We start from the raw sequence: 12,148 nt of genomic DNA, 5'->3' as shown, positions 1-12,148 counted from the left end.
TCGATTGTCACTGACTTGCCTCTATTTCGGTGGCGATGCGATGGGCGATCTCCAGCGCGGCGGTCGCCGCGGGTGAGGGCGCGTTGAGGACGTGGATCTGCCGTGGCGCCCGTTGGTAGGAGAAGTCGTCGACGAGTGCGCCGCTGCGGTGCAGCGCCTGCGCCCGGACACCGGCGCCGGCCGGGACAATGCTCTCGTCGGGGAGAGCGGGTACCAGTTCGCGCAGGCCGGCGAGGAATCGGCGTCGGGACAGGGAGCGCGCCGTCTCGGCGAGTCCTGTACGCCAATACCGTCGTGCGAGTCTCCACAGGCCGGGCCACCGCAGGCTGTCCGCGAGGTCGCCGGGGACGACGGTGCTCCATCGGTAGCCCTCGCGGGCGAGGGCCAGTACCGCGTTGGGGCCCGCGTGGACCGGACCGTCGGTCATCCGGGTCAGGTGCACCCCGAGAAAGGGGAGGGTGGGGTCGGGCACCGGGTAGATCAGGCCCTTGACGAGATGGGCGTGGTCCGGCGCGAGCTGGTAGTACTCCCCCCGGAAAGGGACGATACGGACCTGGGGTCGCAGCCCCGCCAGCCGGGCGAGCCGATCACTGTGCAGACCACCGCAGTTGACGAGCTGGTCACCGCTGACCCGTCCGGCCGAGGTGTCCACGGCGACCCCGGCCGCCGTCGTCACGATCCCGGTGACCCGTGCACCGAGCCTGACCTCGTGCCCGGCTTCCTCTAGGAGACCGCGCAGCACGTCGCAGACCGCGGGGTAGTCGACGATGCCGGTCGACTCGACCCGCAGGGCGGCCACGCAGGCGACATGAGGCTCGTACTCCTTCGCCTCCTGAGAGCTGATCAGCCGGCAGGGCACACCGTTGGCCTGCCCGCGGCGGTGCAGTTCGCGCAGAGCCGGCAGTTGGGACGGGTCGGTCGCAACCACGATCTTGCCGCAGATCTCGACCCGCACGCCGTGCCGCTCGGCGAATTCGTGCATCGAGGTGGCGCCTGCCGTCCCGAGCGTGGCCTTGTCGCTGCCGGGCTTGTAATACAGGCCCGAGTGAATGACACCAGAGTTGTTTCCCGTCTGATGTAGTGCGACTCGTGTCTCTTTTTCGGGGACGGTGACCCGATGGCCTCGCTCGATCAGCTCGCGTGCGGTCGCCAGACCCAGGATGCCTGCGCCGACCACGACGACGTGGGCGCGACCGCTCACGCCGAGCCTCGCCCCTGGGCCGTGCGCCGCGCCTGGAGGAGGTCGCTCAGCCCCAGCAGCTCGGCGGTGGTCGCGCCCTGCGCGATCGCCGCCTTGTACCCGGCCTCCACGGCCTCCCGGGACTGGGCGCGACGCAGGGTCTCGCCCAGGTCAGCCGCCTTGATCACCACGAGGCCGTCGCGGTCGCCCACCAGGATGTCGCCGGTCTCGACCTCGACGCCCCCGATGACGACGGCCTGACCGACCGTCCCGTGAAAGGCCTTCGTGGTGCCCTGGATGCAGCTGCCCCGGGCAAACGTCGGGAATCCCGCGTCGACGATGCTCCGCACGTCTCGTACGGCGCCGTCGATGACGAGCCCGGCCAGCCGCTGGCGCATGGCCTGCGCCGTGAGAACGTCCCCCCACGCGCCGGCCCGGACACACTGATGGGCGTTCACCGCGAGCACCTGCCCCGGCCTGGAATGCAGGAGGGCTTCGTGGATCATGAGGTTGTCCGCCCACCCCGCGTCGACGGTCAGAGCCTCGCCGACCAGCGAAAACGCCGTATCCAGGGATCGCACGTCCGAGTCGATCGCACCCCGTTGTCCTTGGGCCTCGTAAATCGTCGCCGCCCCGAGGCGGCCGAGTTCCGCCATGACCGTGGAGTTCGCGCGCACCGCCGCTTCGCCGGATTCCGTGCCGGTCCCGCTCATCCCAGTACCCTCCAGCAAAAATGAGAATGAACTCTCAGTACGAGTGTGAGATCACAAGCTAGAATGGTGTCTCAGTTACGTCAATGGAACACGGAAGGTCTTTGCCGGACTCGGCGGTCACAGGCCGGGAACGCTCGGGAAGAGAACCTGCGCCCCTGGACCGGATACGGCTACGAATTGACAGGGAGTCAGGCGCTGAGTGGCACGCGGCATGCGAACGGCTCGAAGGGTGTGCGGTTGCGCAGTGACGTGGTGCGCAACCGCAAGCGGCTTCTCGATGCGGCCGGGGAGGCGCTCCGGGAGGGGTCGCTCAATCTGTCCGTACCAGTGATCGCGAAGCGGGCCGGGCTCTCGCCCGCCACCGCCTACCGGTACTTCCCGTCACTGGACGAATTGCTCAACACCTACCTGCACGACGTCATCGTGGCCCTGCGTGACTACAGCCACGACTGCCCCAAGACCGGTACGGCCCTGTTCGAGGACGTGGTGCGGGAATGGGGACGGCTGCTGGCCGTGTACGGGACAGCGATGATCCAGCTCCGGGCCCGGGAAGGCTTCCTCGGGCGCCTGCGGGGCGGTGACGAGGTGATCGGCACGGTCCGTGACGCGTGGGAGCGGCCGATCCGCGGTGTCATGCGCAAACTGGGCATCCCCGACGAACAGTTCGACCACGCCCTGTTCCTCTACAACATCCTCTTCGACCCCCGCGAAGTCCTCGACCTCGTCGACCAGGGATCCACCACCGACGAGGCCCTCGACCGGCTCATCCCCGCCTACTACGGCGCACTCCAAGGCTGGACAGCACACCGCTGACAACACTCGCCAGGGCGCGCGTCGTCGTCGATCCCCGTGCGGCCCTCACCTGCCCGTCAAGACCTGCGAGAACCGGACTTCGATCCGCCCGAGCCCCTCATCAGGGGTGTCCAGGCCTGCGTCGAAGCTCAGTGGCTGTTGTCGTTCCTTGCGGGGTGCGCGTCGAACGGGAGTCTCGACCGGGTGATCGCCACCGGTCGCGGGCATGGAGGCAGACACCTCACGAGCCGACGAGTCAAACTGCGGCGGCGAGTCCGGTGGGGGCGCGGTGTGTTCGTCGAACAGCCGGCGGTGCTGTGGGCAGTGGTGGAGCCGACCTACAGCGGTTGAAGAGGTTGCGCTGGGCGGCGGTGTGCCAGCCGCCGTGCGCGTCGGCTCCGGTGGATGCTCGGAGTGAGGCGAAGGCCCGCAGGTGGCCGGCGTGGGTGAGCCGGCCGTTCCTCGCCCACCGCCGGGTGAAGCTCGGCTACGCCAACACCTTCGCACTGACATCGCCTTCAAGCGCCTGCGCGGCATGACCCCGGCCGAGCACCACGCCACCGCACCAATGCCGGGCCCGGGCGATGAGACAGGGAAACCGGGCTGCCGACGATCGGACCGCAGAGACTCCAATCCGTCCGCCCGCCGGCGTGCCGGACGTCGGCGGACTTTCCGGAGACGGCAGCCGCAGGGCTGCTGCCTGCGGCTGCGTCATGTCCTGTACGAGCAACTCCGCGGCCTCGGGACGCACTTGCTTCACTGGCCGCCATCTACTTCGCGGTCGGGCCGCCCCCGTCGGGATACCGTGTGCCGGGAGTGCGCCGCTCCCGGGACCGCGCTCACCTCGAACGGAGAACCGCGGCAGCTACTCGTCGAGCGCGGCGATGAACATCCGGGAGCCGGGTGGGGCGATCTGCCGGTAGTCGCGGCCCGTAGCCCGTCCCTCGTCGGAACCGAGCGCGGCTTCCAGGGACTCCATGTCCGTGAAATACAGCTCCGCGATGCGGTGGAACGTCCGCTCACCGCCGTCGGCGGCTACGGCAACGCGCGCGGACTCCCATCGCTGGAGGCCTGGAACCACCTCCACGAGGGGTGCGTGGACACCCACGTAATGCTCGTCGAAGGCGTCGCCGTCGACGGGCTGCGTGTACAGCACCATCAGTTTCACGGTCATGCGCTGTCTCCTGCGGGCGTGAGGTTCCTCGTGGCGAGGTCGACGAGTAGATCGCGTTCGAGCACGGCGGATGCCGCGACGAGTCCGCCCATCACCGCGCCGCTGACGCCGGCCGCGGCGACGTCCTGGCCGGCGAGGAACAGGCCGGGCACCGTGGTGTGGGCGCTCAGACCCCGCTGGGCAAAGCGTTCGGGAGTGTGCGCCAGCGACATGAAGTCACCGTGGGTGCGGCCGAGGAAGTGATTGAAGCTGAGCGGCGTGGCCAGCTCCATGTGATCGATCTTGCCTTCCGCCTTGGGATAGAAACGCAGGACCTGGTCGAGCATTTCCTGGCTCAGCCGTTGCTTGAGCTGCTCGTACTCCGCTCCGCGACGCATCCAGGCGCTGTCCGCGAAGGGCTCGAACAGGGACCAGGTCGTCACCCCGGCGATGTCGATCGTGCTCCGCCCGGGGTAGCGGTCGTTCCAGAGCGGATCCTTGGTCGAGGGAGCGGTCAGGAAGTACGCCGGCATCGGGCGGTGCAGGGGGTCCGCCTCGTAGGCGGCGAACTGGGCGTCGATGTCCGGCCCCTGGTGTGCCCAGATGTTGGACGCTTGCAGGCCGAGCTGGTCGGCCGGCTCCTTGAGCCCGATGTTGAGGACGACCCAGGTGAGCGAGGGGCCGATCGCCCGGCACGCCTGAACGAGGCCGTCGTCGTGTTTCGCCTCGGCGGGCAGCAGACGGGTGAGGGTGTTCAGGGCGCCGGCATCGCTGATCACTACCGGCGCGTGGAACACGCGGCCGTCGGCCATCGTGACACCACCGGCCCGTCCTTCGTCGTCGAGCAGCACGGAGGCGACTTCGGCGGCAATGAGGACCTCTCCGCCCGCGTCCCGGATCACCTCACTGATCGTCTCGGCCAGTCGGCCCGATCCGCCGACCGGGTAGCTGGCTCCGTCGATGTAGTGCCGGATGAGCATGGCGTGGATGCCGAACGAGGCGCGCCCCGGGGTCAGTGAGTAGTCGCCGTAGTGACCGCACAGGACGGTCTTGAGCTCCTCGTTGTCGGTGAGTTCCGAAACGACTTCCGTCGCCGTGCGGTCGGAGAAGGCGCGAAACGGTGCGCACATCGCCTCGTAGAGCTCGTCGGCGGTCGGCTGCGGCAGACTGCGCTGCGCGAAGAAGTTCTTGGCCGTCCGGTTGGCCGAGAAGACCAGGTCCACGTAACGGCTGATCGCCTCGGCGTCGTCCGGGAAGTACCGGGTCATGCGCTCCTTGAACCGCTCGGCGCCCGACGGGAACTCGTACTCACGGTCACCGACGACGATCCGGTTGTAGACGTCGGGCATCGGGGCCCACTCGAGCTTGCCGCCGGTGATGTGGTCGAAGATCCGGCGCAGCCCGCTGTTGGGACGATGCACCTCGCCCATGTAGTGCAGCCCGGCATCCCATTCGTACCCGGCCCGGCGAAAGGTCTGGGTGGCTCCGCCGGCGGTCGAATGCCGCTCCAGTACCAGAACTCGTTGTCCGGCCCGGGCGAGGAAGCCTGCGGTGGTGAGGCCGCCGATCCCGGACCCGATGACGATCGCGTCCCATGACGTACCGGCCTTGCTCCGGCGGTAACTCTGTCCGACGCTCATGCGTGCCCCTCTCCTCGGCTGAGTCCGCATAACCGTACTCAGGCCTGGAGTGCGTGTAAAGTGCAGGCGTGTGAGGGGCCTGTTGGCAGGCGCCGACCCGGGGAGAGGGACGTGACTGACGCATCAGAAGGACCGAGCCCGACAGGCGGTCCAGCCCCGTGGAACCGTGACTCCTGGGACATCGAGCCCGACTCGATCGCCCTCGCCCTGGAGGTCCTCAACCCCCGCGCGGCCGGCATGATCATGAAGGAAGCCTTCTACGGCACCCGGCGTTTCGAGGACTTCCAGCGCCGCTGCGAGCTGAGCCGGACCGTTCTCTCGACGCGACTGCGCGACCTCGTGGCCATCGGCGTGCTCGAAAAACGGCCCTACCGCGAGCCCGGTGCCCGCGAGCGGGACGAGTACCGGCTCACCGACAAAGGACTCAGCCTCGCTCCCACCCTGGTTGCTCTCAACGCCTGGGCCGAACGCTGGCTTGCCGACGCGCCTGGGCCCACGGTCACGCTGATCCATCGCGACTGCGGGGCACCGGTCCACGCGGTCATTGCCTGCGCCTCCGGCCACGAAATCGCCGCCGTCCGCGACATCACCGCGACGCCCGGCCCCGGAGCCCGGCCCGCCCGGTCCGGCGCGGCGGATGCCTCCGGCCCGGCTGACGGGCCGTGACATCCGCATCGCTGCGCCGCCTTTGGCAGTTCGGGCTACACGCTGACGATCTGCCACTGCTCCCGAGCGGCGTTGGTGTACGTGTACTGGTTGATGTTGGCCCCGTCGGCGGTGGAAGCGCCGTCCACGTTGAGTGAAAGACCGCTGAGCCGGTTGGTGAGGAAGTAGTAGCCGTCGCCGGTGGGCGTCAGGGCCCAGTGCTGCTGGGGAACGTCGGCATCGGCCCATATGCCGACGTTTCCGCCGTCGACGCGGGAGAGCCCTGCGACCTCCATGAGCTTGCCGCTGTTGACGTTGCGGATCTTGAAGTAGCCGTCGCCGGTGCTCGCGAAGGTCCACTTCTGGGCCGTGTTGTTCAGCCAGGGCCACTGCTGGATGTTGGCGCCGTTGGCGGTGCCGAAGTTGTACACGTCGGCAACCTCTCCGCTCTTGCGGTTGACCAGCTTGTAGACGGTCGAGTCGCCGGGGAACGTGCTGGAGACCAGGGCGGGCTTGGCTGACCAGCCGCCGATCCTGACGCCGCCGATGTTCGCGTAGCCGCCGGTGGCGGCATCCACCTGGATGCGCAGGAAACCGACGTTGCGGTTCGTCCACTCCACCAGCTTGGTCGTCTGGTTGCCGCTCCAGGTGCCGGTGGCGGCTTGTGTGAAGGTGACGCCGTCCGTGCTGGTGTAGATGGTGTACGACGTGATGTCGCCGTCGGTGGTGTTGGACCGGTTCCACTGTTTGGGCAGGTATTCCAGGGTGGAGACGTTGCTCCAGACCCCGCCCAGGTCGATCGTGATCGACTGCGGCAGCGACAGACTCCAGGTGGACCAGCAGGTCTCGAAGGATTTGTCGCTGAGACCGTCGATGGCGTTGAGCGGGCCCTCGCCGGCATGGAAGGCGGTGGCGTAGGCATTGACCGGGTTGACCGGGTGCTCGCAGCGCAGTTGCTGCGTCGGCAGCGGGGCCCGGGAGGTGTTCGGGCTCCAGGCGGCGCCGACGCCGGCCAGGCGGTTGACGATGTTGGTGTCCAGTACGCCGTTGCGGTTGGGCGGGCAGTTGAGGATGAAGGAGGTGTACTTCGGTTCCAGGTCCGTGAGATGGGACAGGATCGACGCCTGGCTCATCGGGTCGGTGGTAGGCGTGGAAGGGTGCCAGAACCAGCCGTCGCTGATCGTCTGTCCCTGGAGGGAGGCGTAGGTGTTGCCGGTCGGCGAGGTCACGCCGAGCGGTTCTTCGAAGTAGATCGCGTCGCCGAGCCAGGGTTGCGAGAGCCCGCCGTGGTCGATCATGACGATGTTCGGCTGCAGCGACTTCACGTGCTCGCGGATCTGCTGGTAGGAGACGGCCTGCTGGCCCATCTGCCAGGCGTAGCCGTCGGTGATGAACATGTCGATGGTGCCGTAGTTCGTCAGCAGCTCGGTGATCTGGTTGAGGATGAACGTGATGTCCCCCGGCTGGATCTCCTCGGTGGCGGCAACCCCCTGCCGCGTGTTGTAGGCCTGCACGTTGTAGGTACGGTCCCAGATCGAGTAGTACAGGCCGACCCTGAGACCCTGAGCGCGGAACGCGGTGACGTAGGCCTGCACGATGTCGTGCTTGTAGGAGCTGTTGGCGACGTTCTGCGTGCCGTAGGCGCTCGGCCACAGGGCAAAGCCGTCGTGGTGCTTGGTCGTCAGGACCCCGTAGCTCATCTTCGCGGCGGCGGCCGCAGCCGCCCACTGCGCGCAGTCGACGGCGGTGGGAGCGAACAGCGTGGGACTCTGGTTCGGCGCGGCCCACTCCTCGTTGGTGAACGTGCCCAGGTTGAAGTGGTTGAACATCCCGAACCGCAGGTCGGCCAGATTGGCCAGATTGGTCTGCAGGTCAGCGGCGGAGGCCTCGGCCAGGAGGCCGGAGAAGGCGGGAAGAACGGGCAGGGCGGTCACTGCTGCGGCAGCACCCGCCGCAGTCAGAAGCGTACGGCGGGACAGTCTTCCTGACGACATGATCTCACTCCTGATTGGTGCGCTTTACCCCTGACTGGGCCGTACACGGTGAGAGACGACCGAATGCGCATCGCCCGGTTCTCGCACCTGCAGGCAGCCGGCGAACCCCCAGGTGCCGCAAACGACAGGTCGAGGACGGGCGGGGACGCGGGTCGAACAGCGCCCCAGGCCGGGGCTCCGGATGTTAACGATGAACTTCGGCTATGTATCCCAGGGATGTCAACGCCCGTGCAGGGATGAAAGACAGGAAAAATGGCCTATTTGTCATAGATCGCTCCTCATTAGGCACCTCCCGTGGGCCCAGACATGGCATGTCTGGGCCCACAGTGATCGGGTCAAGGGTTTTCGCGGCGGAGCACCCGCGAAGGTAGAGATGGGATGGATCGCGAGGTAGAAGTCCGCGTCCGCCGCCGTTCCCCACTCGTTACCTGGTTTTTTGTGCGAGTGGTCGCAAACGTCTGGACACGGCACGTACCCGTTGCCGAGCCGGTGGCCGATCTCGGTCTGGAAGCCGAGCCGGTGCCCGATCCCGGCACGGTGGAGTTCGGCGGCCGTGGAGGTGACCGCCGCGGCGTGGTCGTCGTAGCCGGTGCCGAGCAGCTTTCCCGGTGACCGGGTCGTACTTCTCTTCGCGCAGCACCGAGACTCGTATGCCTTTCGGCTCCAGCACCTTCTTCGCTTCGCTGTGTCCTCGTTTGGTGAGCACCCACACCTGTCGCTGGTCGTCCTGTACCGATTCGATCCTCACCAGGTGGTGTTCCTCCAGATCCAGGAGGTTGTACCGCGTGAGCTTGTCGTGCTGGTTGTCCGGGCGGGTCAGCTTCCACAGCTGATCGGGCGTCGCCCTCTGAAAGATCTCCAGCGCTTGCAGCAGTTCCCTGCGTCGAGGCTCCGCCGAAGTCCTCCTGTGCTTGGATCGCCTTTGGGCATGAGGGTTGTCGGACCTGCGGCGACCCCCTGTCCGGCGGGACTGACCTGCGGAAACGCCCGCCCCTTGATGACGGGGCGCGGAGGGGGTGACGGAGGGGTCTACGGAGGGGGTCTGTTCCGGCTCGCCAGCGGCGCTCGCCACTGGGTGCTCCTGGTGGTGGGGCGGGCTGATCCCGCCGTGCACCTTCTACAGGTGTGTCTCTTGGCTCCCGTGTGACGCCGACCTTGGAAAACCTGTCGACCGTGACCGCATCGTGATCGACGTGAGTTGTCCCGTGCCACCAAACCTTGAGCGTGTCAACGAAGTCTGAGCGGCGCGTCGGTACTTGGGCGTCAAAGGTGGTGGCTGGAGGCTTGCGGGTGTACCGGACCCCTCGTCAGCCTTCAGCTGAGCTGCTCGGCCAGTCCGACGATGATGCCCTCGGGGCCACGGAGGTAGCAGAGGAGATAGCTGTCCTCGAACCGGGCGATCTCGCCGACGAGTTCGGCTCCGTGAGGGCGCAGGCGGGCAACGGTGTCCTCGATGTCGTCGACGGCGAACATGACGCGGTGCGTGCCCAGAATGTTGTGTGGCCGGTTGCGCGGCCCGGCGCTGATCACCGCGGGGCTGCGGTACTTCGCCAGCTCAAGCCGGCTGTGACCGTCCGGGGTCCGGACCATCGCGATGTCACAGCGAACACCGTCGAGTCCGGTGCACTGGTCGGCGACGAGGCCCTCGACCTCCGCCCTGCCCTCCAGCTCCATACCGAGTTCCACGAAGAACGCGATGGCGGCATCCATATCCTCGACAACGATGCCGACGTTGTCCATCCGCTGAATCGCCATGCTTGTTCTCCTTCTTCCTCGTGCGGCCAGTGGTGGCCGCTGATGTCCCTGGGACGGAGCCGGTGGCACGTTCTCGACATCCTCCGCCACGAATCTCAGCGAGCGGCCTGCACCGCTCAAACTTCGTTGGCACATGCTGAAGGTTCGGTAGCTCAGGACATGTGACTTCGATTAATAGGTGGCCCCGTGCCCGCCGCTCGAGTCGACGAGTTGGCGAGCAGCGAGGATTTGCAGTTGGCCCGCCCGAGGATCGATAGATGGCCCAAGCCGGACCTGTCCTTCTGGTGCGGGGCGCTCAGGCCTGGCGGATTCTGTTGAAGCCCCGTTTCAGGGCGCGCAAGGCGGGTGTGCGGCATGATGATCCGGTGGACTTCGAGCCGTACCGGGGTGAATTGGTGGCGTTCTGCTACCGGATGCTGGGTGCAGGAGACGCTGCTGCGTGCCTGGAAGGCCCGCGACCGGTACGACCCGGCGCGCGCGTCGGTGCGGACCTGGCTGTACCGGATCGCGGCTAACGTATGCCTGACCGCGCTGGAGGGGCGCGGGCGGCCGCTGCCGTCCGGGTTGGGGGCGCCGAGCGACGATCCCGGGGCGCCGCTGGTGCCGGCGCTCGATGTGCCCTGGCTGGAGCCGTTCCCCGACATGCGGCTCGACGTGGAGGTCAGGGCGGATCTGCGGCTCGCGTGGGTGGCGGCGCTGCAGGTCCTGCCGGCGCGGCAGCGGGCGGTGCTGGTGCTGCGCGAGGTGCTGGCGTTCACCGCCGCCGAGGTCGCCGAGCAGCTGGGGACCACGGTCGCGGCGGTCAACAGCGCGCTGCAGCGCGCCCGTGCCGCCCTCGTCGGCGTCGGCGATGCCGGTGCGGTCACCGAGCCGGACGATCCCGAGGTGCGGGCCGTGGTCCAGCGGTACATGCGGGCGTTCGAGGCGGCGGACGTTCCCGCGCTGGTGCGGCTGCTGGCCGACGACGCGGTGATGGAGATGCCGCCGGTTCCTCTGTGGTATCGGGGCAGCCGGGACTACGGCCGGTTCATGGAGCGCGTGTTCGGGATGTGGGGCGCGGGCTGGGGCATGCGGGATCTCACTGCCAACGGGCAGCCTGCGCTCGCCGCCTACGCGCCGGACCCCGGCGGCGGGCTCCGGCTGCACACCCTGCAGGTCTTCACCGTCACCGACGGCCGCATCGCGCACAACGTCGTGTTCGCCGATCCGCGCGTCTTCGACGCCTTCGAGCTGCCACGCGAGATTCCCGCCGACGAATTCCGCGGGGAGCGATGAGTCGGGGCGGTGCCGCCGGTACCTACCGGTGAGCACCGAACCGAAGGGAATCTCATCGTGAGCGTCATCGTCATCGAGTTCATCACCCTGGACGGGATCGTGACCGACCCGGACGGGTCCGCCGGCACGCCGTTGGGTGGCTGGGCGTTCCGGCACGGCCCGGAGGCGGTCGCCGGGGACAAGTTTCGGCTCGGCCGCACGCTGGACGACGGGGTGCTGCTGCTCGGCCGCGCCACCTGGCAGCTGTTCTCGCGGCTCTGGCCGGGCCGCGACGACCCGTTCGCCGCGCGGATGAATGCCGTGCCGAAGCTGGTCGCCTCCCGTAGCCTGATCGACACCGACATGAAGCGGTGGGTGAACTCCCAGGTCCTAGGCGGCGACCTGGTCGACGCCGTCAAGCGCGAGCGGCGGGACGTGATCGTCACCGGGAGCCTGAGCGTCGTGGACCACTGATGGCCGCGGACATGGTCGACGAGTACCGGCTGCTGACCTTCCCCATCGTCCTCGGCTCCGGCCGACGGCTCTTCCCGACCGACGGCCCCCACGCCGAGCTGGAGTGCGTGGCTGCTGAGCAGGCCGGTCCCGCCGTCCTCACCCGGTACCGGACGGCCGCCCGATGACCGCCCGCTTCATCGCCCTGTACGAGACACCGGCCGACTCCGCGGCATTCGACCGGTATTACCACGACGTCCACATCCCACTCGCACGCCGCCTGCCGGGGCTGCGCCGCTACACGATTGGCCGCGACCTGGTCGCCGTCCGCGGCGGCGCGCCGTACTACCTGGTCGCCGAGCTTGAGTGGGACGCGGTGGACGACCTGCGCGCCGCGTTCGCCTCACCCGAAGGACGCGCCACAGCGGCCGACGCGGCGCACCTGCAGGAACTCGCCCCGGTCCGCAGCATGATCTTCACCGTGGGCGAGAGCGTCCTGTAGGCGACCTAGACCCGTATATGCAACGAACGAGCCAGGCTCAGCCCGCTCGAATCATCCGCGTCGGCGC

13 protein-coding genes are annotated in these 12,148 nt (G+C 68.0%); 7 read left to right on the top strand and 6 right to left on the bottom strand.

The features are described from left to right. Window positions 1-7: 7 nt before the first annotated feature. Both lhgO and ACZ48Z_RS41000 read right to left on the bottom strand, forming a co-directional pair. Window positions 8-1,201, bottom strand: a complete 1,194-nt coding sequence (lhgO, locus tag ACZ48Z_RS41005; RefSeq protein ID WP_468741022.1) for an L-2-hydroxyglutarate oxidase — start codon at window positions 1,199-1,201, stop codon at window positions 8-10. Continuing rightward, window positions 1,198-1,893: an RraA family protein gene (locus ACZ48Z_RS41000; protein ID WP_468741021.1), complete on the bottom strand. Its 696-nt coding sequence runs from the start codon at window positions 1,891-1,893 to the stop codon at window positions 1,198-1,200. Before ACZ48Z_RS41000 ends, lhgO begins: the two co-directional genes overlap by 4 nt. 237 nt (window positions 1,894-2,130) lie before the next feature. Here ACZ48Z_RS41000 and ACZ48Z_RS40995 point away from each other — a divergent pair, with 237 nt between their 5' ends. Further along, window positions 2,131-2,706: a TetR/AcrR family transcriptional regulator gene (locus ACZ48Z_RS40995; RefSeq protein WP_468741020.1), complete on the top strand. Its 576-nt coding sequence runs from the start codon at window positions 2,131-2,133 to the stop codon at window positions 2,704-2,706. An 844-nt stretch (window positions 2,707-3,550) separates the two neighbouring features. On the opposite strand, the gene ACZ48Z_RS40990 is transcribed toward ACZ48Z_RS40995, so the two are convergent. Continuing rightward, entirely contained in the window at window positions 3,551-3,859 is a 309-nt protein-coding gene (locus ACZ48Z_RS40990) for an EthD family reductase (RefSeq protein ID WP_468741019.1), read from the bottom strand. Continuing rightward, on the bottom strand, window positions 3,856-5,478 hold the full coding sequence (locus tag ACZ48Z_RS40985) for a phytoene desaturase family protein (protein WP_468741018.1): 1,623 nt from the start codon (window positions 5,476-5,478) through the stop codon (window positions 3,856-3,858). The genes ACZ48Z_RS40990 and ACZ48Z_RS40985 overlap by 4 nt, the downstream gene beginning before the upstream one ends. Before the next feature lie 111 nt (window positions 5,479-5,589). Here ACZ48Z_RS40985 and ACZ48Z_RS40980 point away from each other — a divergent pair, with 111 nt between their 5' ends. Then, window positions 5,590-6,144: a winged helix-turn-helix transcriptional regulator gene (locus ACZ48Z_RS40980; protein WP_468741017.1), complete on the top strand. Its 555-nt coding sequence runs from the start codon at window positions 5,590-5,592 to the stop codon at window positions 6,142-6,144. A gap of 35 nt (window positions 6,145-6,179) precedes the next feature. On the opposite strand, the gene ACZ48Z_RS40975 is transcribed toward ACZ48Z_RS40980, so the two are convergent. Next, a complete protein-coding gene (locus tag ACZ48Z_RS40975; protein ID WP_468741016.1) occupies window positions 6,180-8,117 on the bottom strand; it encodes an alpha-L-fucosidase in 1,938 nt (645 codons plus the stop codon). A gap of 378 nt (window positions 8,118-8,495) precedes the next feature. On the opposite strand from ACZ48Z_RS40975, the gene ACZ48Z_RS40970 reads away from it, so the two are divergent. Beyond that, window positions 8,496-8,729, top strand: a complete 234-nt coding sequence (locus ACZ48Z_RS40970) for a hypothetical protein (RefSeq protein ID WP_468741015.1) — start codon at window positions 8,496-8,498, stop codon at window positions 8,727-8,729. Between the two features lie 702 nt (window positions 8,730-9,431). On the opposite strand, the gene ACZ48Z_RS40965 is transcribed toward ACZ48Z_RS40970, so the two are convergent. Beyond that, complete coding sequence (locus ACZ48Z_RS40965; RefSeq protein WP_329821861.1) at window positions 9,432-9,872, bottom strand: VOC family protein; 441 nt, start codon at window positions 9,870-9,872, stop codon at window positions 9,432-9,434. A gap of 420 nt (window positions 9,873-10,292) precedes the next feature. On the opposite strand from ACZ48Z_RS40965, the gene ACZ48Z_RS40960 reads away from it, so the two are divergent. The 4 genes from ACZ48Z_RS40960 to ACZ48Z_RS40945 are packed head-to-tail and all read left to right on the top strand — an operon-like array spanning window position 10,293 to window position 12,081. Further along, the gene (locus tag ACZ48Z_RS40960; protein ID WP_468741014.1) at window positions 10,293-11,147 is read left to right on the top strand and encodes an RNA polymerase subunit sigma-70; all 855 of its coding nucleotides are present in this window, start codon (window positions 10,293-10,295) and stop codon (window positions 11,145-11,147) included. A gap of 57 nt (window positions 11,148-11,204) precedes the next feature. After that, a complete protein-coding gene (locus ACZ48Z_RS40955) occupies window positions 11,205-11,600 on the top strand; it encodes a dihydrofolate reductase family protein (protein ID WP_468741013.1) in 396 nt (131 codons plus the stop codon). Next, window positions 11,600-11,767, top strand: a complete 168-nt coding sequence (locus ACZ48Z_RS40950) for a dihydrofolate reductase family protein (protein WP_468741012.1) — start codon at window positions 11,600-11,602, stop codon at window positions 11,765-11,767. The genes ACZ48Z_RS40955 and ACZ48Z_RS40950 overlap by 1 nt, the downstream gene beginning before the upstream one ends. Then, window positions 11,764-12,081 (top strand): EthD family reductase, encoded by a 318-nt coding sequence (locus tag ACZ48Z_RS40945; RefSeq protein ID WP_468741011.1) that lies wholly within the window; start codon window positions 11,764-11,766, stop codon window positions 12,079-12,081. Before ACZ48Z_RS40950 ends, ACZ48Z_RS40945 begins: the two co-directional genes overlap by 4 nt. The last annotated feature ends 67 nt before the right edge of the window (window positions 12,082-12,148 follow it).

The organism is Streptomyces sp. NPDC031225, from assembly GCF_055570355.1.
Note: the sequence above shows the minus strand (reverse complement) of the source record. Positions and strands in the feature narration are given on the sequence as shown.